Raw genomic sequence first — 23,045 nt, 5'->3', positions numbered from 1 at the left:
TCATTAAGACAGGATCCAGAATCCAGCGTATATGACAGCGTATCGAAGATCTTCGATAGACAAAAGGCCGGTAGATCGACTTGATGAATCAAGTGTAGTCTACCGGTCTTCTTATCTCAAGCTAGGGTCTGAACTGTAACATTCAAATGCAGTTTTATCTATTGTCCGTTGACATCTCATATTACAATGATATAATTTTATTATCTAACAAGGTGAGTGCAAATAAGGCTTAAGCCGATTTCGTTTGCCCGCATTGTGCGGCTCAATTGTTAAGATAGCGAGTCCTGATGAACATCAGGACTTTTTTAATTAATAAACTCAAACTTCTCATATTGAACCATAAAATCTGAATCATAGATGCTTTTTATGATAGTAAGAAGTAATAAAAAATTCCCCTGCAATACATTCGCTAACCGAATTGCCAATAGCCATACTTACAGCTCCATTTCTATCATCGACAGCCTTTGAAAATCTCTTGAATATATTTTCGCACAATGGTTGAGAAAAGTGAATATTCATTTAAAGCATTGCAATATTCCGATAAGTGCCCAATTATGGAAACGCTGACGAAAAAAATAAGAATGGCAATCTTTCTGTTGCATAATGTCATGATACCAAATACAATGATATCCATACTGTAAATGCAAGGAAAAATGTTACGTGAACGAATATAATGAAATATCAGTTGATAGAATAATCGAGGAAAAATGTGTTTCTATCGGTACTATACCGGAAGAAATAGCTGTTTTTATAGAATCAAAGAAACCAAATTTACATATTAACAGAGATTCTAACATAGTTTTTTGGGATAACCGTATCGCACACACAGAAGCTCATAAAGATGATTTTATATCCGATATAATGTATGAGGATTGCTTTAAGGCTATCCCAGACTTTATCAAAAACCCTGATGTGATCAGTGTTAAGAAAGATAACAGTAGCATCTCTTTTATCAAAAGACTTTCTCAGGACATAAGCGTTGTTGTCAGGATTAATAATAAAGGTCGCTATTCATACCGAACAATGTATCCTCTAATGTCTGCACAACTTGATAAGTATTTAAAAGATGGCACTGCTTGGGAATATTCAAAAAGCATGACTAAAAATCAGGTTGACGATTTAAATGGATAAGTTATAATAGAATTACCAATAGATAGAAGCTGAGGACGGAACAGGCAGCCGTCACGCCCTAGTGGTCTTAAAATGAGATGCTGGATTGCCACCCAGCCTCTTCTATCTTCGCAACAAAGAAGTTCCGACCAACTGTAATAGCAGAAGGCAAGGAGCTTTTTTGTTACCTAAATTTATTATTCAGAATCATTTATTTGCCAGTTATGTCATAGTGATTTGTTGACTTTATCATATGCAAAAGAACTGTAATGCCTTAGAGGCTTTATAAAACCTCTAAAGCATTACAGTTCTTTTTTACATTTTTGTATATTCCTCTGCGATTGCATCAAGGAACTCTTCGCTGCCAAGTTTAACCGGGTTTGGAAGTGATGTGATAAGTGCAAGGTCTCCTGTCATGCGGCCTGACTCGATAACTGAAAGCGTTGCCCTCTCCATCTTATCAGCCCATTCACAAAGAGCCTTGATTCCATCAAGCTCTCCTCTTTTTCTGAGGGCTCCCGTCCATGCAAATATTGTAGCAACAGGGTTTGTGGATGTTGGCTCGCCCTTAAGGTATTTGTAATAGTGTCTCTGAACTGTTCCGTGAGCAGCCTCGTACTCGTAAACTCCTGTGGGAGAAACAAGCACTGATGTCATCATAGCAAGTGAACCAAATGCTGATGAAACCATATCACTCATAACATCACCATCATAGTTCTTGCATGCCCAGATAAAGCCACCCTTTGACTTCATGACTCTGGCAACTGCGTCATCAATAAGTGTGTAAAAATATGTGATACCGGCCTTTTCAAAGTCTGCCTTGAACTCATTTTCAAATACTTCATCAAAGATTTCTCTAAATCTTCTGTCGTAGGTCTTACTGATGGTATCCTTTGTGCCGAGCCATAGTTCTTTCTTTTCAGAAAGAGCATATTTAAAGCAGGCTCTTGCAAAGCTCTTAATTGATGAATCCTTGTTGTGGATTCCCTGAATGATTCCGGGCTCATCAAATTCATGGATGGTCTCTCTGATCTTAGTTCCATCCTCACCGGTAAATAAAAGTTCAGCTTTACCGGGCCCCGGAACTCTTATTTCAACATTTTTGTATACATCTCCGTAAGCGTGACGGGCAAGAGTAATTGGTTTATCCCAGCTTCTTACATTTGGCTCGATTCCCTTCACCATGATGGGTGTACGGAAAACTGTTCCATCAAGGATCGCCCTGATCGTTCCGTTAGGGCTCTTCCACATTTTCTTAAGATTGTATTCTTTTACACGTTCGTTATTGGGAGTAATGGTTGCACATTTAACTGCAACGCCATACTTCAAAGTAGCATTGGCACTATCTACAGTAACCTGATCATCAGTCTCATCCCTGTGCTTAAGCCCAAGGTCGTAATACTCGCTATTAAGGTCGATATATGGCAGGATAAGCTTATCTTTTATCATCTGCCAAAGAACTCTGGTCATCTCATCCCCATCCATCTCGACGATGGGAATTGTCATTACAATTTTGCTCATATCCCATTTCTCCTTCAAGTCATTATTATTTACTGTTCGTAAAGCTCCAAAAGCCCCTTATCAAGCATATTCTCGTAGGCATTTATCATGTGCTGATTGGCAAGTTCTTCAGCCTTATCAGGATTATTCTCCTTAATTGCTTCCATGATAAACTTGTGCTCGACATTAGAAACAGCACCTCTGCTGCTTGAAAGAGTCTGCTGTCTTACTCTCCATACATACTGATGATAGTCTTTTAAAAGATGCTCAAGCATCTTGGAATTACATGACTCGTATAATATGTTGTGGAATCTGTTATCAAGCTCAGCCATCTGCTCCATGTGTCCACGTGCAGCATGAAACTCGGCAAGATATATGTTCTCTTCCATTTCCTCAAGCTGTTCTTTGGTAATATGCTCACATGCCCATCTGGCGCAAAGGCCTTCCAGTTTGGATCTTATCATGTATATATCCTGAATATCCTTAACCTTTATGCCTGTAACATAAGCTCCCCTGTTAGGAATAATCTGAATAAGTCCCTCAAGTTCAAGCTGCCTGAATGCTTCTCGCACAGGTGTCCTTGACACTCCAAGTTCCTGACCTATGGCAACTTCCTTAAGTTCCTCATGATCCTTATATTTGCCGTTTAAAATATCTTCCCTGATTCTGTGAAAAACTCTTCCTCTAAGGGAATATTTGTCTGTAACTTCCTGTTTTACGTCCTGATTCTCCATGTCGCTCCTTATTAGCCTATAAAGCCCCTACTATCTCTCCCTCTTTCACAACAATTCCCAATTCCCTGGAAACCTTATCTATCTCACGAACAAGCTCATTGTCAGTCATGACGGTAACTCGTCCATTCGCGTATTCATTGTCTACCCACTCTTTGATTTTGGTTACAAGTGGTGAAGTCTTAGAAAGAGCATGCTCTTCCTTAAGTTTATAATGAATGTTTATCCAATGTGCTATTCCGGCAAGTCCCGAAGTGTTGGAAACAGCGCTTACCGGAGGTCTTCTCAAGAATTTCTCCGTATCAAAAATATTGTAAATCTCCTCGTTCTTAAGAAGTCCGTCTGCATGGATACCTGCTCTTGTAACATTGAAGTTTTTACCGACAAAAGGTGTGTTGGCAGGAACGGTAAATCCAATCTCTTTTTCATAGTACTCAGCAAGATCGGTTATAACCGTTGTATTCATGCCATCCAAAGTTCCCTTAAGCTGAGCATATTCAAATACCATAGCTTCAAGAGGTGTATTACCGGTTCTCTCTCCAATTCCGAAAAGTGAAGTGTTAACTGAAGAACATCCATATAGCCACGCAGTTGTGGAGTTTGTAACAGCTTTATAAAAATCATTATGTCCGTGCCATTCAATAAGCTCACTGGGAACACTGGCGTTTGTGTTTATCGCATAGATGATTCCCTGAACGCTTCTTGGAATAACGGCACCTGAGAAGTTTACTCCATATCCCATGGTATCGCAAGCACGAATTTTAACCGGAATGCCATATTCTTCCTTTAACTTCATAAGTTCAATACAGAAAGGTACCACAAAGCCGTATATATCGGCTCTTGTAATATCTTCCAAATGACATCTCGGGCTTATCCCGGCTTCAAGGCAGGAACGGATGATACTAAGATAATGCTCAAGAGCCTGTTTTCTCGTCATTTTAAGCTTAAGGAAAATATGATAATCCGAGCATGAAACAAGGATTCCTGTTTCCTTCATTCCAATCTCTTTTACAAGCTTGAAATCCTCTTCGCTTGCTCTTATCCAGCTTGTAACCTCCGGAAATCTATATCCTCTTTCCATGCATTTTAAAGCTGCATCTCTGTCACTTTTACTATATAAAAAGAACTCACTTTGCCTGATAAGTCCATTGGGACCACCAAGTTCATGAAGCATGTCATAAATTCTTACTATCTGCTCAGTCGTGTATGGCGCTCTGGACTGCTGCCCATCACGAAAAGTCGTGTCTGTGATCCATATTTCTTTTGGCATATTGTGGGGAACGATTCTGTCATTGAAAGGAATTTTGGGAACTTCCTCATAAGGAAACATGTTTCTGAAAACATTTGGTTTTTTTACATCGTCAAGAATATACATATGCTCTTCTATTTTGAGCAAGTTATTCTTTTCATTCATGGTTACTGGTCTGCTCTGGAATGCTGATGTATCACTCATAAAAATAACCTCACCTTTATTCGCAATGATTAACTCGTATAATTGTATACAATCATACTATCCTTTACACATTGCTGTCAAGGTGAGGAATTAACGGCATTTGTTGATTATTTTTATTAAAAGCCTGATTTTCTTGTGAAGTATTTTTTTATTTCCTCTATAGGAGTGGGCTTAGCATACAGATACCCTTGGATAAAATCAAATCCATGATCTACACTGTACTGATTCTGTGATTCGTCCTCTACTCCTTCGATCAGGGTTATAAATCCGTTTTTCTTAAAGACTTCTATCATGTAGCTTAAAATATCGTTCATTCTGGTGTCGTCAAGAGACTTGTATAAAAGCGTCTTGTCAAACTTTATAGTCTTAAACGGACAATTCATGACTCTCTCAAGTGAAGAATAGCCTGTCCCAAAATCATCAAGATAAAACTGTATTCCTTCATTTGTAAGGTTCTCCATATTTTTTTTGGCTGTTTCGTAGTCATCAAACATAGCCGTTTCTGTAACTTCCAGTCTGATTTTGGTGGGGTCGATATCATATCTGTTTATTATTTCAAGGAAATCCGCATTCAGATTCTCCATGGATAGTTCTTTTGACGAACAATTGATTGATATAGAGTCAAAATCATAGTATTCAACAAACTGGCTGATTGATTTACAAACCTTGTTGAGGATTATGCAGGTAAGCATATGTATAGCGCCACTCATCTCAGCAATAGGTATAAAAACATCAGGTGACACTAACCTGTCTCCCACTTTAAGCCTCATCAGGGCTTCAGCAGACCGGAATGTACCTGTTTCAACACTGTAAATAGGCTGAGCATAGACAATTACCCTTTCATCATCCATATCTTCATGAAGACGTATATCCCTGATAGTGGTGGAAATATCATAAAACTGATTGAAATTGTCATAATCAACAGATTTGGTTATATAAAACTGACTGCTGTTCTGATTAACATATTTTCTGCTGACAAACTCAAAAAACTGCCTTACTTCAAGCACCGATTCAAATTCATCATTAACTTTGCCTGCAATCAAAGTATAATTAAAGGGAACATCAAGCTCTACCCTTGCTTTGTCCATTACTCCACGTATTTTCTGAATTGCAATTATCGCTTTTTTCTCATCATCTTCCTGAATGACATTTACGAATTTAGAATCACCAACCATGTACATTCGCAGCTTGCGGCTGATTGCTTCAATATCCCTGCATACTTTTATCCCGTAATAATAGGCATCGGAATCGGCGTTCACAAAGCTTTCCACGTCAGGTGTCTTAAGAATCACGTAGGCAATATATATTTTCTTTTTCCACATGTTTCTTTCCAGATAAGCTTCGAGAGCATATGCATTCTGACTTCCCGATATTTCATCAAAAGGAACATTGTGAAACATTAAAAATCCCAACATGAATATAGGCGCATATGTAATGGCAGAAAAAATTGAAAAACCTCTTACAACATAAATCATCTGAAGTATCAGAATAATCAGTTCAATAGGCACAAAAAGACAAACTGCATGCCATGTCACCCGGCTGATGTCTCTTCTGTTGAAAACACTTGCAATAAAGCTGACAACGGCACATACGATACCGGCACTTGCATAAAATCTGGTAAAATGCCTTAAATCTATGCCGTCAATCATAAGGGTATACAGACCGTAGGAAGCTATTTCAACTATAATTCCAAATACGTACACAGCTGAAAAAAATACATACATGTACATAAATTCTTTTTTCTGACTTCGTCTAACGATAGACATCATGTTGACATATGCAAAGATAAAGAAAAGAATGCCATTATACACGATCAGAAAAGCCAGAAGCTGCGTAATAAAAAGATTTCTGTGATAATATTTTTCAGGATTATTAGCTACTATGACAATCGAAATCTGGATGCATTCCGCAATTATAGAAAGTATATTTCCGTAAAAGATATATTTAAAAATATAAGTCCTTTTGGGCTTGATATAAAGCATAACAAAAAGCAGGAGCACTGACATAAAGAGCCCTGCCACTTCACCTATATAATTATATTCAACAAAAAATCCCATACCCATGCAATTATATTAGCACAAATGAATATACTAATGATTAAATTAGTATAAAAAAAATATACCCCATCCAAAACTTTTTGAATGAGATATATCTTTTAAATAAAACTATCAGCCCTTTACTGAGCCTGTTGTAATTCCTGCCACAAAATATTTCTGAAGTGAAATAAACACTATAAATACAGGAATAAGGGAAAGAACTGAAGCTGCCATAATAAGTCCATACTCAGCCGAGTACTGTGAAATAAACATTTTCAGTCCAATCTGAAGTGTTTTCTTGGATTCTGTCGTCAAATAGATAAGAGGTCCAAGGAAGTCGTTCCAGGTATTAACAAATGTAAAAATGATAAGTGTTGAAAGAGCAGGTTTTGACAACGGAAGCATTATCTTGGCATAAATACCATATTCCGTCATTCCGTCAATTCTGGCTGCCTCGCAGAGAGAATCAGGTATTCCCTCGTAAAACTGCCTCATCATGAATACACCAAAGGCTGAAAACGCCTGAAGAATAATGATAGCAAGATGAGTGTCCGCAAGTCCGAGTCTTCTCATAAACATGAACTGAGGAACCATATATACCTGCCACGGAACAGCAATTGTTGCAACGTAAGCAAGGAACAGGGTGTTACGTCCCTTGAACTCCAGCTTTGCAAAGGCATAAGCTGCAAAGCTTGATGTAAGAAGCTGCAGAAAAGTAACTATGATTGTAAGCTTTGCTGTATTAAGTGTAAACTTTGCAAGAGGGATCTTTGTCCAAATATCAATGTAGTTCTGCCATCTTGGCTCTTTTGGAATCCACTCAAACGGAATTACAAATACGTCTTTATTAAACTTAAGTGATGCTGATAACATCCACACAAAAGGCACGAGCATTAAAAGTGCAAGGAGGATGAGCAGCACATAGACAATAACCTGTCCGATTATTCTGTTTCTTTTTTTGCTTTTCACTTATATTTCCTCCCGATCAGTCATTTGCATAGTTCTTTTCACCCTTAAACTGGATAAGGGTAACCACAAGAACAATGGCGAAAAGAACAAGTGCTGATGCCGATGCTTTTCCAAGCTTCCAGTTTCTGAAAGCTTCCTCGTAAATGTAGTAAACAAGTACCATTGCACTCTTATTAACTACACCGTTAGAGCCGCCGGCCAACATATATACTATGTCGTAAACCTTAAAGCAGTTGATAGTCAGCATAATTGTTACAAAAAATGTTGTAGGCTTAAGCTGCGGAACAGTGATGTGTCTGAACTTTTGCCAGGAATTGGCACCGTCAAGAGAAGCAGCCTCATACAGATCCTCGCTGATTCCCTGAAGTCCTGCCAGATAAATTACCATATAATAGCCCATGTTCTTCCATACAGAGAACATGATAATTGTCAACATTACTGTACTTGATGAAGCCGCCCATTTTAGAGGCGCAACGTGAAGTACATTCATAAGGAACTGGTTAACGATTCCGCCCTTTGCAGGTGTAAAAAGCATATTCCATACAGCTGCAACAGCAACAAGTGATGCTACATAAGGGAAAAATGTAACTGTCCTGAAGAAATTTCTTCCTTTAATCTTTTGATTTAATAAAATCGCCAGTCCCAAAGCAATCACCAAGGTTATAGGTACTGTGAAAATACTGTAAACAACGGTATTTCTGAGAGATGCCAAAAATCTGTCATCCTTAAAGATTTCAACAAAATTCTTAAGTCCTATGAATTTCATTGCATTACTGCCATCCCATTCAGCAAAAGACATGAGAAGCGCAAGTACAATTGGTCCCAAAGTAAATATTGCAAACCCAAGAAAGTTAGGAGCTATGAAGGAATATGCTATTAAATTCCTTCTTCGCTGTCTTTTTTTCATATTTTTTTCCATAGTGGAAAGCTGTGCTGCCATTTTCTCTTCCTCTTAATAAAAGGCACTTGAACTCAAGCTACCTTGAAATTCAAGTGCCGATTTTTTGAATCCGGTAAAAATTACTGACCGATAATAGCCTGAACACCCTCGTTCATAGCTGTAATAGCGTCATCTACGCTAACTTCTTCGTTCATGATAAGGTCATGCTGCTCGTTAAGAACTGTCTCAATTTCAGATGACTTGTCATTTGCAGGCATTTCAAGATATGTGTGGCTTGTTACAAGAGCTTCTTTTGAAGCTTCGTCTGTTGGAAAGCCATCCATTGATGCAATAAGGTCAACGATCTTGTCATTGGTCATAGCCGGAATATTTCCTGTTTTAGCCATAACCTCTGCGCCCTGCTCACCACTTACGAACTTAACAAATTCCCAAGCCATATCCTTGTTAGGAGCTGATGTAGGAATTGCAAGAGCTGTGATTGTTGAAAGAGTTGAACCGGGCTCTACACCTTCTGCATGAGGATACTTAACCATACCCCAGTTAGTGCAGTCTGTATACTCACCGTCTTTGATCTTCTGGATAAGTGTTGCGATAAACCATGAACCCATGTTCATTGTTGCTACATTACCCTGAGCAAATGCTGCTGAATAGTGAAGTCCCTGTGTCTTAAGTGTTGCATAATCCATGCAGACACCGTCTTTTTGCTGTGCAAGAACCATCTCGTAGTAAGGCTTTGTAAACTCATATGAGCCATCTACGATTGTGTTCTTTCCATCAAGAATACCATCAAGCTGGATTGTTGATCTCCATGTGTGATAGTGTGCACCGTAAATTTCTGAACCCGGTGTTGTATCTGTTACGCTTCTTGCAAGCTTGTCATACTCTTCCCAAGTCATATCGTTTGTAGGATATGCGACTCCTGCTGTATCAAAAATGTCCTTGTTGTAATAAAGAACCCAGATATCTGAACGGAAAGGAAGTTCATAGAGATTTCCGTCAATTGTAACCTGATCTGTAACGCCGTTGTAAAGTGACAGATCTACACCATCCTGTGCGATAAGATCGTTAAGTGGTTCAAGAACGCCCTTATTAACAAGTGATACGTAGCCGGGAACATCCTTAACTGTTACTACGTCAAAATCTGAACCTGCGCCTGAAAGCTGAGTTCCAAGAACTGTGCTGTAATCTGTTGAACCAAGGTCAACCATCTCAACTGTTACATTTGGATGTTCTGCTGTAAAAGCATCAATAAGTGGCTGATAGTAAACTGTGCTTGATACATCCCAAAGTGCCCACTTAAGTGTTACAGGCTCATCAGATGTAGCTTCTGCAGTCTCTGCTACAGCCTCGGCTGCTGATGCCTCTTCTGCTGCAGGTGCTTCTTCCTGCTTTGTTTCCTCTGCTGCAGGTGCCTGTTCAGCACTTCCGCATCCTGCGATGCTTGCTGCTATCATGGAAACTGCAAGTAAAGAACTGATAATTTTCTTCTTCATTTTTTGCCTCCCTTTGAATTGTTCTACCCCCATTGGTAGACTATCTTTATATGAAAATTTTATCAAAGCAATGTATTCCCAAGAATGTACATTCTTTAACATTTATTGGCAAAAAAATGCAATTTTTTTATATAAAATTGTATTTTCTTTATTTTTGACCTGCATTAATATATACCTATGCGTAAAAAAAATCATTCTATCAGAATTCAAATAGTTATATGTGCAATGGGACTGACTCTTATCCTGGCACTATTTATTGCTGCCGTAAGTTATATACTTTCCATGCGATACTTAAAAGAAAATCAGAGACAGTCAGCCCTTACAAACATCCATGTTTTAGGAAACAGCATCGACGCAGAAATACATGCAGTAATGACTTTTTCCAACTGGATATGTCTGGACAGTACTATAAACAATTATGTTCAAACTGTTGAGAAAACCTATTCAGAAGACGAAATTTCAGGAAGACGGCTTTCAATGTCAGCATGGAATCACTTAAACAATGAATTTAATATAGTGGGAGTCAGAAATTACGTTGACCGTGTTGTAATCTCCACAAACGATGGAGATTACTTTCTTCAGACAATTGCCGGCGGAAGCGCTTTGGGTGGACCAAATATACCGTCAAAAATTTTGGAATCAGGCTTTTTTGATTCACTTATTTCATCTCAAACCTTTAGCTGGCATGGAATATGCAAAAATCCCATGTCTAAAAACGGACAACCTCCGATCATTCCAATAATAAGAGCTATATACAGGTCTGATTCATCAGAAGTACTCGGATGGGTGTATATGGATATTCCGGTTTCGGTTGTCATAGACTCATTAAAAAGCTTTGTTTTTGAAAATGATGATGCTCTGTATCTTACTTTTTCCGAAGGTATATCCTATCGCTATGATGGTAAATCTTTTGTAAAAGAAGCACTTCCGGCCAATCTTGTTACATACACGCTTCCCGAAACCGGCTGGAGGCTGTCCTATCTTCCATCAGCAAGCGCACTAAAAGCCAGAATGAAGATATACCTTTTGCTCATAATGCTGGTATTTACAGTAATTCTTTTTGCAGGAATTATTTTAAGCTTCTCACTTCACAGGATCATTACAAAGCCTGTAAATAAGCTTATCGGAAGACTTGATCAGATAGGATTGGGTGACTTTTCAAGGGATTCCGCAATAGAATGGCCCAACGAGCTTGGGGAGATTGGAAGAGGTATCAATGCTCTCTCTCAGAACGTCTCAGAGCTTATGGACAAAAGACTTTTAGATGAAAAGGCTAAACATGATCTGGAGTATCAGGTGCTTCAATCCCAGATCAATCCTCACTTTTTATATAACACTCTGGGAACCATAAAATGGATGGCGACGATACAGGGCTCTGATGGCATAGCCGATATGTCCACTGCTCTCTCCAGACTTATGAAAAGTATCGCCAAAGGCACAGAAAGCCTGATAACACTAAAAGATGAATTTGCTCTTTTAGATGATTATTTTACCATTATGAAATACAGATACGGCGGCACCATCGAATTGGAATATGATATTGAAGATGAATCTCTTTTAAACAATAAGATAAACCGGTTCTCACTTCAGCCTATAGTTGAGAACTCCATATTCCACGGAATTGAGCCAAAGGGAAGCGCCGGAATGATACTCATTCATACATATGAAAATAACGGGAAACTCTGTATAGATGTTACAGACAACGGAATAGGCATGACGCCGGAGACTATCAGAGATGTCCTTGATGGCAAGTCCAAATCCTCCAATGAGTTTTTTAAACAAATCGGTATCAGTAATGTTAATGAACGCATAAAATATACTTTTGGCGAAGAATACGGAATAAATATAAAAAGTGAAGTGGGCAGCTTTACCACTACCACCTTCGTGCTGCCTCTTAGTAACAAAGATTAAATCAGGAGTTTTTGAAATGTACCGAGTACTAATAGTTGATGATGAGCCACTTGTACAGATTGGTCTAAAGACAATGATTTCCAAGGACCATTCAGATAATATGGAGGTTATCGGAACTGCATCTAACGGTCAGGAAGCCTGGGAACTAATATGCAGCGATACCCCTGACATTGTTATTGCAGACATACGAATGCCTGTAATGACAGGTCTTGAGCTTTTGGAAAAGAGCCATCAAAAATATGGAAATGTTCCCGCATTTATCATGCTGACAGCCTACGAGGAATTCGAAATGGTAAGGCAGGCTCTTATCGGTGAAGCTGTAGACTACCTTGTAAAAATAGAACTGAATTTAGAAACGCTTTCATTGGCACTAAAAAAAGCCATACAACGAATTGATGAGTTTAAGCCTGTAAAAAATATATCTTCTCCCGGTGAGAATTCTTTGGAGGATTTAAGACAAAAGCTTATGCTTAAGCTCTTTAATCATCTGATTACCTCTGATGATGAGCTTTTAAGTCAGGCTAATGCTCTTGGCCTTAAGTTTGAATATAACAGATATATAGTTGTTTATGGTGAGATAAAAACTGATTCAAAGCAAATTCCGGTTTCTTCAAATGAAGCCATAGGAATCTATGCATCCAGCATCGGCATGACAAAAGAAATCATTTCCCGCTATGCTCCATGCCAGATAGTGTCTATAGATCCCGCGCATTTTGCAATTTGCTTTTTATTTAATGAAGAAAAGCCTGTCGCTTCAGCCATGGACCTTATAACAGAAGCTTTGGAAAATGCCAGAACCATGATAACAAGCTATTTTAAAACCACGCTTACCTTTGGTATCGGAAGCGCTGTGGCAACACCTCTTGATATAGCTGTTTCTTTTGACGAGGCACGCTCTGCCCAGGCACAGTCTGATCAGGCAGCTCCCATAAGACTCTTTAGCCATATCGTCGGCAGCAACAGGCGCTCAGGCAAAGACAAACTGATCCTCACAATTCAGGAATATATAGACAATAACTTAAACGGAAAGCTTCAGCTTAATGAAGTTGCAGAAGTTTTTGGACTTTCGCCTGCCTATCTGTCAGTACTTTTTAAAAAGACCACTGATACCGGATTTTCGGAGTATGTCTACACAAAGAAAATTGATAAAGCCAAAGAAATGCTTCTGTCCGGAGACATGAAGATATATGAAGTCGCAGATGCCTTGGGCTTTGAGTCTGCCTACTATTTCTCCAAGGTGTTCAAAAAAGTATACGGACACTCTCCCCGTGAATACATTCAGAACAAAAGTGAAGGCCAGTCTTTCTGAATTTAATTCAGGAATACATTTTTTACAAAAATGAGGATGAAGAAAAGCTCTTCATCCTCATCTGAATTAATCTTTATTATTCTTCTGAATTTGCGGCTGCAACCTTCTCTGCTCTGTCGGCAACTTCTTTTGCCTGAACATCTGATGGTGCCTGCTCATATCTGTTAAACTCATACTCATATTCACCGCTTCCGCCTGTCATGGAGCGAAGCTGTGTGTTATATCCAAAGAGCTCCATCATAGGAACTTCTGCTTCAATAACCTGCTTGCCTGTAAGGGACGGATTCATGCCAAGCACTCTGCCTCTTCTCTTATTGAGGTCTCCCATTACATCACCGGTATATGAATCCGGAACTGTAACCTTTAAAGATACGATAGGCTCAAGAAGTACAGGAGAAGCATCCATAAAGCCTTTCTTAAATGCACCTGAAGCAGCTACCTTGAAGGCCATTTCCGAAGAGTCTACAGGATGATAAGATCCATCATAAAGAACTGCCTTAACTCCGACTACCGGATATGCTGCAAGAGGTCCTCTAAGGACTGACTCAGCAAGACCTTTTTCTACAGCCGGGAAGTAGTTCTTGGGAACCGCTCCGCCCACAACTTCCTGCTCAAATACATAAGGAGTTGTAGGATCACCTGATGGCTCAAAGCGCATCTTAACATGACCGTACTGACCGTGACCTCCGGTCTGCTTTTTGTATTTGTACTCAACATCAGATTTCTTTCTGATAGTCTCCCTGAAAGCAACCTTGGGCTTTGTGAGATCAATGGCAACCTTATATACGTTTTGAAGCTTACTCTGAATAACTTCAAGATGCATATCACCGATTCCGTAAAGAAGTGTCTGACGGTTTTCTGCATCATTGACAACTCTGAGAGTCTGATCCTCAGCAGCAAGCTTTGCAAGTGACTGTGAAATCTTGTCGATATCAGCCTTATTCTGTGCATGATATCTCATAGATGTATAAGGTGTAGAAATATCCATCTTTGCATACTGCACCGGATTAGCCTTGGTTGAAAGAGTATCTCCGGTTGCAATCTCAAGTTTCTGCAGTGCACCAAGGTCTCCTGCGTGAAGTTCAGGAACTTCAGTTGTCTTATTGCCCTGAAGAACATAAAGCTTACCGATCTTAACCTCAACATCTTTTCCCGCAACATACATAAGGTCATCAGGCTTGATGACACCTGAACGAACCTTAATAAGTGAATACTTACCGATAAACGGATCGATCATTGTCTTAAATACAAATGCTGTCTTAGGCTTTGCAAAATCAAAGTCAGCCTCAAAGATCTCATTGGTATTAGTATTGATACCTGCCATCTTGCGGTTCTCAGGGCTTGGCATATACTTAACTATATCGTCAAGAAGTGTGTAAATACCCTGACAGAGAGTGCTTGATCCCATCTCTATAGGAACAATGCTTCCATCACATACATTGCCACGTACAGCTGCTCTTATCTCAGCTTCCGAGAATGTATCTCCATTGAAATATCTTTCCATAAATTCTTCCGAAGTCTCAGCAACAGACTCAAGAAGTGTATCTCTAAAGAGCTTAAGGTTGGCCTGGTTGTAATCGGGAACTTCACACTCTACAACCTCTTTTCCTTCCCATCTAAAGCCCTTTTCCTGAATAACGTTTACATATCCGACAAACTTTTCGTTCTCACGGATCGGAAGATTAAACGGAGCCATTTTCTTACCATATTTATCAGTAAGATCCTGAACAACCTGTCTATAAGAAACATCATCGATATCCATATCGGCAACAAAGAACATACGGGGAATCTTGTACTTTTCACATATTTCCCATGCCTTCTCTGTACCAACTTCGATACCTGCTTTACCGGAAACTACAATAATTGCAGCATCAGCAACACTTATTGCTTCCTCAACCTCTCCTACAAAATCAAAAAATCCCGGAGTGTCCAGAATATTGATCTTGTGACCATCCCACTCGAGAGGGATAGTTGAAGTACTGATTGAGAAGTGACGCTTCTGTTCTTCCTTATCGAAATCACTTAAAGTGTTTCCATCTTCTACCTTCCCCATCCTTGATGTAAGTCCGGCAAGATATCCCATAGCCTCTGCTAAAGTTGTTTTGCCAGCGCCACCATGTCCAAGCAGTACTACGTTTCTAATCTTGTCAGTTGTGTAAACGTTCATATCTTGTCCTCCAGTCGCATTATTTTGAGGAAATCCCAAAGCATTATTAATTTGTAATTGTGAAAAAATATTGAATTCCCCCAAAAGATTTATAAGAATATTTTACTAAAAATAATGTACTATAACAAGTATTTGTGTGGTTTTTGCACAATATATATGTGTTGATTTTCGTACATTAAAGTGTTATAGTGAAATTCAAAGACACTTGATATTAGGGGGATTAGTAAGTAATGAGCTTTAAAAAGTTCGGATTTATCGGTCTTGGACTGATTGGGGGCTCCATAGCACGCGCAATAAAGCGCTCCAGACCGGATTCATATATAGTGGCCTACACACCTCACAAAGAGACTGTCGATTCTGCTCATAGCGAAGGAATCGTTGATAAACCGCTTTATGAAATAGGAAATGATTTTTCTGACTGCGATATTATTTTTTTATGTGCACCTGTTGAGATTAACAACGAAAATTTAGATAAGCTGGCTCCATTTATAAATGAAAATACTCTTATTACTGACATAGGAAGCGTTAAGACGGGAATACACGACAAAGTAAAAGAACTTGGACTTGAAAATCAGTTCATCGGCGGGCACCCTATGGCCGGCACAGAGCGCATAGGTTTTAGCAATTCAAAAGCTTCTCTTTTGGAAAATGCCTATTATATCCTTACCAAAACCGAATTCACAGGCGAGGAGAAAATAAAACCATATTATGACCTCGTAAAAGAAATGGGTGCTATTCCACTGGTTGTACCTTTCATGCAGCACGACTACATTACAGCTGCAATAAGTCATGTACCGCACGTAGTATCTGCTTCGCTGGTCAACCTGGTTCATGACAATGACTCAGAGGATCAGCTTATGAAGCTTATTGCGGCAGGCGGATTTAAGGATATTACCAGAATATCATCATCATCTCCTGTAATGTGGCAACAAATCTGCACCACAAACTCATATAACATTTCAGACCTTCTCAGCAAGTACATTGATTCTCTGATTGATATCAAGCTTGCAATCGATGAGCATGATGGGGATAAGCTTTATAATTTCTTTAATAGTGCAAAGCAGTACCGGGAGTCATTTATCGAAACCAGCAGTGGTCCCATAATGCAGACCTTTACTATACACGTTGACATTGCAGATAAACCGGGTAATCTTGCCAAGGTTGCCACTCTTTTATCTGACAATAACATCAATATTAAAAACATCGGAATTGTTCATAACAGAGAATATGAGCGAGGAACACTTCGCATAGAGCTGCATGATCAAAGCGGAAAAGACGCAGCCATAAATACACTTAAAGAGAACGGATACCCAATCCGCAACAGCTGACTTAGGAGGAATACTACACATGATATCATTAACAAAAGCCACTCACCCATTGAAAGGGGATGTTTTTGTTCCCGGAGATAAATCAATCTCTCATAGAAGTATTATGTTTGGAGCTCTTGCCGAAGGTACAACTGAAGTAACCGGCTTTCTTAACAGTGCTGACTGCCTTTCTACCATCGACTGTTTCAGAAAGCTCGGCGTTTTGATTGACCACACAATACGTCCTTCAAATGGGGTTCCTACCATTACTATTCACGGCAGAGGACTTCACAATTTCAAAATTCCAACAGACACTTTATATACGGGAAACAGCGGAACAACCACAAGACTTATGTCCGGAATCCTTGCTGCCCAGCCTTTTGACAGCATTATTACAGGTGATTCCTCTATAGAAAAAAGACCCATGAAAAGAATAATTACTCCCCTGAATCAGATGGGGGCTGATGTTTCATCAGTTATGGGAAATGACTGTGCTCCACTTAGGATCAGAGGCGGAAAAAATCTGACAGGAATCACCTATAGAAATCCTGTTGCTTCCGCACAGGTTAAATCCTGTATTCTTTTAGCAGGTCTTTATGCCGAAGGCGACTCTGTAGTTTACGAGCCTGCACTTTCAAGAAATCACACAGAGACTATGCTTAGCGCATTCGGAGCAGACATTCACAATGAAGTTTCGCGAAACGGCAGTGCTGTTGCCATTCTTCACCCCGGGATCCCTCTCCATGGTATTAAAATAAATGTTCCCGGAGACATTTCATCTGCTGCATACTTTATAGCGGCAGCTTTAATTGTTCCGGGCTCGGAGCTTTTAATAAGAAATGTGGGAATCAATCCGACAAGATCGGGAATACTTACTGTTCTAAAGCAGATGGGGGCCGATATAACTCTTTTAAATGTTAATGATTCCAGCGAGCCAAGTGCAGATATTCTCGTCAAACACAGTTCTCTTCACTGCAACGAGAACGGCAAATTTGAAATAGGCGGAAAAGACATCCCTACCATGATTGATGAGCTTCCAATAGTTGCTGCGATTGCTGCTGCCAACAACTTTGACACCATCATAAAGGATGCATCTGAACTTAAAGTAAAAGAATCCAACAGAATAGATTCTGTTGTTGAAAACCTAAAAGCAATGGGCTGTGATATTGAAGCCACAGAGGATGGAATGATTATTCATGGTGGAAACCCTCTTCACGGCGCGGATATAAACTCCCACAATGACCATCGCCTTGCCATGAGCTTTGCAATAGCCGCTCTTTCAGCAGAAGGAACAACAAGAATTCTGGATGACAACTGCGTAGGTATTTCCTATCCTTCATTCTTTAAGGATTTACAGGCATTACTATAAAAATAAGGACTGACGCAATAAAAAGATTTCCCCTAAAGCAGACAATGTATATAGCCAAAGTCTCCTTTAGGGGAATTTTTCATTCCCATTTAAGACCTTTTTCTCTGGTAAATGCCCTGCTCTCATCCATTGGCATCGGTTTACCAAAAAAGTATCCTTGTGCCTTTTCACAATTTGCGTCCTTAAGAAATTCAAAGTGTTCTTTTGTCTCAACGCCTTCACAAAGAGGTAACACTTTAAGAACTCTTGCTCCCTCAAATATAAATCGCATAAGCTCTGCTGTCTTAGGATTGGTATCAAAACTTCTTAAAAAGACCATATCCAGCTTAAGAACATCGAATTCATAATCTGCAATGGTATTAAGTGATGAATAACCACTTCCAAAGTCGTCTATCCAAATCTGATATCCCGCATCCCTTATCTTTTTGCACTCCTGTCTAATGAGACCCGAATCATCATTAAAGGCACTCTCAGTAATCTCAACATCAATCATATTTCGGGGCATGTCATATTTTTTTCTCGCCTCTTCAAGTGTCTCATATACATCGCAGAGTTCAAAATCAAGACGTGAGATATTTACTGAAACAGGAACTGTCGGCTCACCTGCAGCTTTTAATCGCCCATAATCCTCGCAAACTTTTTTTACAACAAATGTATCTACCAGATGAATCAGATGAAATTGTTCAAGTGTTTCAATGAAATCCCCCGGATTAAGCATTCCGACATTGGGATCCACCCAGCGGACAAGAGCTTCATATCCACAGATTTCTCCGGTTCTTACCCTTATTACAGGTTGATAAAAAATTTTCAAATATTCTTTTTCTACCGCTTCATCGATACTATCGATAACATACTGCTGCCGCCTCATCTTTTCACGGAGCATATCATCATAGATACAGTAGTTAAGATCATGCCTTCCCTTTATGCTATTGCAGGCAAGTCTTGCGTGGTCACAGGCAAGACCAACTTCTGCCCTTGCATCATCAAGAAAATAAATGCCTGCTTTTACTCTGACCTTTTTATTCACATCTTCAGACAATAGCATTCTCTTTAAAACAGTCTCGACCTTATCAACCACAGTATCCCGCTCACCGGAAATACACACAACGAAATGATCATCAGAAAATCTTGACACTGTAGCCCCGGCAAAAACGTCTTTTATTGTACGTGCCAGATATACAAGAAGCTCGTCACCCATTTTAAAGCCAAAGCGCTCGTTATAAAGTTTAAAATTGGGAATATCAAAATGTATAAATGCAACGCCTTTTCTCCAGCCCTCAGGAGAGTTTAGAATATTTTGAACAATGTGGTAGAAAAAAGACATTGTAAAAAGACCGGTAAGCTTATCTGTTTCCTTGTTTCTGGAAAGAAGCTCCGCTTCAGCAAAAGAGTTACGACTATTATTAAAGTACTCATTCTGATCTACATCAACTATGAATACATAAAAATAGCTCTTATGAGTATCTGCATGTAAAAGATGGCCGAAGTCTTCAATAAATCTGACATCACCATTTTTAGTTATTATACGGTAACGCACATAATCGTGCCGTTTCTCACCAAATATAGTCTGAGCCTTTATCTGAATCTCTATTCTTTGAATATCGTCAGGATGAACCATTCCTTTAAATGTTCCACCTGTATATTCAATAAAATCATCAAAGGATGTACATCCAAAAAGCTCTATGACATTGTTCTCAGCAAAAAGAATCTTCTCACTCTCGTCTGCCTCATAAATAAAAAAGCCCCCCGGCAGATTATTGGGAACAACGCCTACTGTGCCGGTATCCAGGAATTCATCTCTCATTCACATTCCCTCATATGAAAGTCGTCATCTTACATCTATATTAATTATAACCATTTATTATTCTTTGAAGTTCTTCTTTATATTTTTCTTTAACATCGTCAGGAGAAACTATGACAACCCCATCCGATAAAGCAAATAGCCAGCCAAAAAACTGATCACTTAGCGCCACATCAACACTAGTCACTGAATAGCCGTTTTCATCAGACCTTCTAATGCTTATATCCTTACCAAATCTGTCAATGAGCACACCCACAAGCTCATTTTTAAATTTAAGCTTTACTTTTGTCTCCTTACCGCCAAACATTCCAAAATTCATTTTTGAATAAGCAGCCATATCGAAGGCCTTAAAATGTTCTTTTCCAAGTCTCTTGTCAGCCAGTAAATCAATATTGCGCATCTTATCTACTCTGTAATGTTTTATTTTGTCTGCCTCAGCATCAAAAGCAATAAGATAATAATTCTCATCATCCCAGGTAAGAGCCCATGGACTTACTTCATAGAATCCTTCTTTTCTGGGAACCAGTTCCTTGTTTAAATTCCATTTAAGGTATTCAAATCTGATTCTTTTATTGGTTGAAATTGCGGTATGAATTTCATCTACAATGTAGTAGATGCTCTCATTCATGGTCTTTATCCGGCCCTGAACTTCCACCTGTCTTTTTAGCTGTGAAGCCTCATACTCACTTACAAGACCTGTAAGCTTTTTGATCAGCTCATTTGATTTTCTCTCTGTGATAAATTTAGAGGATTGGATTGCATCTACCAAGAGCTTTAATTCTGCTATTTCAAAGTGCTTACTTCCTACATGGTAGAAATAGTTTTTTCCCACCTGCTCCATCATCACATCAATGCCCAGAGTGCGCAGCGCTTCCATGTCATCATAAAGACTCTTTCTGTCTGCAGTAATCCCATAACGCTCTGTAAGTAATTCTCTAATTTGCGGCATCGTCAGATAATGATCATCATCCGTTTCTTTTACCATCAGCTTTGCCAGATAATACAGTTTTAGCTTCTGATTCGCACCCTTTGGCATTTTGTCTTCCCCTTAGTTTTTGCTCTTTGGCTCAAGCGCTTTTTCTTCGTTTTTTATTTCCCAATGGATAAGAAATGTAAGTGCAGCCCTAAGAGCGATTATGGCACCAAGTATTCCAAGTTCAGCCCATTCTCTGACTACTACAGTTCTAAGTACCTCACCGCCAAGCTTAAACTCCAGCGCCAAAGCAATCCCCTGTGCCAGTTCAAGCCTGATGGAATCATCTTTCTTTATCCAGAATATAAAGCTTTTAACGGCAGTAAACACCAATATGCATATTCCAAACATTTCAAGAATAAGAGTGGAAAATTCAACAATATATCTGAGGACACTTTCTGAAAAAAGATATACGCTCTCCATGGGATACTCCTTTTTATTTCAGTATATCAAAATTTAGTTGATATGAGTATCAATAATCTGTCTCGAAATATTTGTCCCCCACCCGACTTTTCATAACAGGATTTTCGAATAATTCTATATATCGGACAACGGAGGTTTGTACAATGAAAAAATTGCAGAATTTTTTTGCTGTAATAATACTATTTCTTTCACTGTTTATTACTTTGACAATCATATACAGAAACGGCTATTTTAATGACTATCTCACAGTAATTGAAAACTTTTTTAATAACGCGCAAGCTGTCGCATATTCCTATAGCGGCAATTACGAGATTCTTTCCGGCAGCGGTTCCCTGATAGAAGACTCAGAGGTAAACTCTCTTGGTAATTCGGAAATAGATGGATCAGATTATACCTTTGATACTCTTTTTTACCCTTATTATGGAATGCTTAGTTCATCTGAAAAGGAAGTATATGCACAAGTCTATGCCAATGCAATAGCATATGAGGATTCTTTTGTGCCCATTTCACAAGTATCTGTATCTGACGTGGTAGAAATAATGGAAGCGGTATACAGCGACCATCCTGAGCTTTATTATCTTTCAACAAAATATGGATACCTATATACCTCAAAAGAGAACTGCGTTCAGATAACACTTGAATACAATGAACTTATAAATGACATTTCATCATCCACTTCCTCTTTTGAAAATGCCGCAAACAATATAATCGCTTCAGCAAAAGAGCTTTCGTCAGATTATGAAAAAGAAAAATATGTCCATGATGCAATAGCCAGGCTATGTACCTATGATGAAAACAGTTCCTTGAGCCAAAGTGCATACAGTGCACTTGTAAATGGAAATTCAGTATGTGCCGGTTATTCAAGAGCTTTCCAGTATATTATGACAAGCTTGGGGATTCCCACATATTTTGTTGCCGGTACAGCTACAGGCAATCACGCTTGGAATATGGTAAAACTTGATGATGGCTACTACAACGTTGATCTCACATGGGATGACCAGGACAGCGGTGTAATATATAACTATTTTAACCTGACAGATGCTGAATTTTCTTCAACTCATACACGAACTAACTTTTCCGTGAACCTGCCATCCTGCGATTCATCAGACTACTGCGGGCTTGAAAGCACTTCTGACATCGCTGAAAAAAATGGTGTGCCTGACAATTCAATAAGTGTTAAAACAGATGAACCAAGTACTCAAAGTGAAATTCCTGCAGAAAATTCAGATGGAAAAGACGGTCAGTTTGAAAAAACACAGGATAATGACCTTCCTGAATCAGACACTCCTGATTCCAAAATACCTGATAAAAACGCTCCGGATTTTAGCTCTCGGGATTTCAACTCTCCGAATGCAGCCACACCTGATCCCGGCGTTCCAAATGCCGTAACTCCGGGTAAAAACAATCAAAATTTCACCCCATAAAGTGGTAATCGTGAGCCTGCACATCCACAATCAGAACCACCGGCTTAGCCGGTGGTTTGTTCTGGCCCTATAAGGGCCTTTTACCGGCAAAGCCTAAAGGCTTATCGAAAATAATTCTACTTCTGCAAATTTTGCTTCGCTGCCTTTCAGGCCATTTCTTTTTGCATC

General features: G+C 39.2%; 17 protein-coding genes. 6 read left to right on the top strand and 11 right to left on the bottom strand.

Going from position 1 to position 23,045, the window contains the following annotated elements; translation table 11 throughout:
• Positions 1-660: 660 nt before the first annotated feature.
• Positions 661-1,131, top strand: coding sequence for a PBECR2 nuclease fold domain-containing protein (locus tag J6O61_RS15665; RefSeq protein WP_292215096.1), 471 nt, complete (start codon positions 661-663; stop codon positions 1,129-1,131).
• 294 nt (positions 1,132-1,425) lie between these two features.
• On the opposite strand, the gene J6O61_RS15660 is transcribed toward J6O61_RS15665, so the two are convergent.
• From J6O61_RS15660 to J6O61_RS15630, 7 genes are all read right to left on the bottom strand, one after another.
• On the bottom strand, positions 1,426-2,631 hold the full coding sequence (locus J6O61_RS15660) for an NADP-dependent isocitrate dehydrogenase (protein WP_292215093.1): 1,206 nt from the start codon (positions 2,629-2,631) through the stop codon (positions 1,426-1,428).
• A 29-nt stretch (positions 2,632-2,660) separates the two neighbouring features.
• Positions 2,661-3,344 carry a GntR family transcriptional regulator gene (locus J6O61_RS15655; protein WP_292215091.1) on the bottom strand — a complete coding sequence of 228 codons (684 nt, stop codon included), beginning with the start codon at positions 3,342-3,344 and terminating at the stop codon, positions 2,661-2,663.
• Between the two features lie 16 nt (positions 3,345-3,360).
• Complete coding sequence (locus J6O61_RS15650) at positions 3,361-4,794, bottom strand: 2-isopropylmalate synthase (RefSeq protein ID WP_292215089.1); 1,434 nt, start codon at positions 4,792-4,794, stop codon at positions 3,361-3,363.
• Positions 4,795-4,910: 116 nt separating this feature from the next.
• The gene (locus J6O61_RS15645) at positions 4,911-6,851 is read right to left on the bottom strand and encodes an EAL domain-containing protein (RefSeq protein ID WP_292215087.1); all 1,941 of its coding nucleotides are present in this window, start codon (positions 6,849-6,851) and stop codon (positions 4,911-4,913) included.
• A 111-nt stretch (positions 6,852-6,962) separates the two neighbouring features.
• Entirely contained in the window at positions 6,963-7,799 is an 837-nt protein-coding gene (locus J6O61_RS15640; RefSeq protein WP_292215085.1) for a carbohydrate ABC transporter permease, read from the bottom strand.
• A 16-nt stretch (positions 7,800-7,815) separates the two neighbouring features.
• Positions 7,816-8,739 (bottom strand): carbohydrate ABC transporter permease, encoded by a 924-nt coding sequence (locus tag J6O61_RS15635; RefSeq protein WP_292215083.1) that lies wholly within the window; start codon positions 8,737-8,739, stop codon positions 7,816-7,818.
• A gap of 80 nt (positions 8,740-8,819) precedes the next feature.
• Positions 8,820-10,193: an ABC transporter substrate-binding protein gene (locus tag J6O61_RS15630; protein ID WP_292215081.1), complete on the bottom strand. Its 1,374-nt coding sequence runs from the start codon at positions 10,191-10,193 to the stop codon at positions 8,820-8,822.
• 177 nt (positions 10,194-10,370) lie between these two features.
• On the opposite strand from J6O61_RS15630, the gene J6O61_RS15625 reads away from it, so the two are divergent.
• Both J6O61_RS15625 and J6O61_RS15620 read left to right on the top strand, forming a co-directional pair.
• Positions 10,371-12,104 carry a sensor histidine kinase gene (locus tag J6O61_RS15625; RefSeq protein ID WP_292215079.1) on the top strand — a complete coding sequence of 578 codons (1,734 nt, stop codon included), beginning with the start codon at positions 10,371-10,373 and terminating at the stop codon, positions 12,102-12,104.
• 16 nt (positions 12,105-12,120) lie between these two features.
• Positions 12,121-13,413 (top strand): response regulator, encoded by a 1,293-nt coding sequence (locus tag J6O61_RS15620; protein ID WP_292215077.1) that lies wholly within the window; start codon positions 12,121-12,123, stop codon positions 13,411-13,413.
• A gap of 76 nt (positions 13,414-13,489) precedes the next feature.
• On the opposite strand, the gene J6O61_RS15615 is transcribed toward J6O61_RS15620, so the two are convergent.
• Entirely contained in the window at positions 13,490-15,580 is a 2,091-nt protein-coding gene (locus J6O61_RS15615; RefSeq protein ID WP_292215075.1) for an elongation factor G, read from the bottom strand.
• Positions 15,581-15,810: 230 nt separating this feature from the next.
• Here J6O61_RS15615 and J6O61_RS15610 point away from each other — a divergent pair, with 230 nt between their 5' ends.
• Both J6O61_RS15610 and aroA read left to right on the top strand, forming a co-directional pair.
• Positions 15,811-16,908 carry a prephenate dehydrogenase/arogenate dehydrogenase family protein gene (locus J6O61_RS15610; protein WP_292215073.1) on the top strand — a complete coding sequence of 366 codons (1,098 nt, stop codon included), beginning with the start codon at positions 15,811-15,813 and terminating at the stop codon, positions 16,906-16,908.
• A 19-nt stretch (positions 16,909-16,927) separates the two neighbouring features.
• Entirely contained in the window at positions 16,928-18,256 is a 1,329-nt protein-coding gene (gene aroA / locus J6O61_RS15605; RefSeq protein ID WP_292215071.1) for a 3-phosphoshikimate 1-carboxyvinyltransferase, read from the top strand.
• A gap of 79 nt (positions 18,257-18,335) precedes the next feature.
• Here the strand turns inward: aroA and J6O61_RS15600 are convergent, their stop codons facing one another.
• From J6O61_RS15600 to J6O61_RS15590, 3 genes are read right to left on the bottom strand one after another with little or no spacing between them, the layout of a single operon-like run.
• Positions 18,336-20,060 (bottom strand): GGDEF and EAL domain-containing protein, encoded by a 1,725-nt coding sequence (locus J6O61_RS15600; RefSeq protein ID WP_292215070.1) that lies wholly within the window; start codon positions 20,058-20,060, stop codon positions 18,336-18,338.
• Between the two features lie 40 nt (positions 20,061-20,100).
• Positions 20,101-21,093: a helix-turn-helix transcriptional regulator gene (locus J6O61_RS15595; protein WP_292215069.1), complete on the bottom strand. Its 993-nt coding sequence runs from the start codon at positions 21,091-21,093 to the stop codon at positions 20,101-20,103.
• Positions 21,094-21,105: 12 nt separating this feature from the next.
• On the bottom strand, positions 21,106-21,453 hold the full coding sequence (locus J6O61_RS15590; protein WP_292215067.1) for a DUF1622 domain-containing protein: 348 nt from the start codon (positions 21,451-21,453) through the stop codon (positions 21,106-21,108).
• 143 nt (positions 21,454-21,596) lie between these two features.
• Here J6O61_RS15590 and J6O61_RS15585 point away from each other — a divergent pair, with 143 nt between their 5' ends.
• Positions 21,597-22,877 (top strand): transglutaminase domain-containing protein, encoded by a 1,281-nt coding sequence (locus tag J6O61_RS15585; RefSeq protein WP_292215065.1) that lies wholly within the window; start codon positions 21,597-21,599, stop codon positions 22,875-22,877.
• Positions 22,878-23,045: the final 168 nt, after the last annotated feature.

The organism is Butyrivibrio sp. (assembly GCF_017635265.1).
Lineage (GTDB): Bacteria > Bacillota > Clostridia > Lachnospirales > Lachnospiraceae > Butyrivibrio.
The sequence above is the reverse complement of the archived record's forward strand: the minus strand, read 5'-3'. Positions and strand labels throughout refer to the sequence as shown.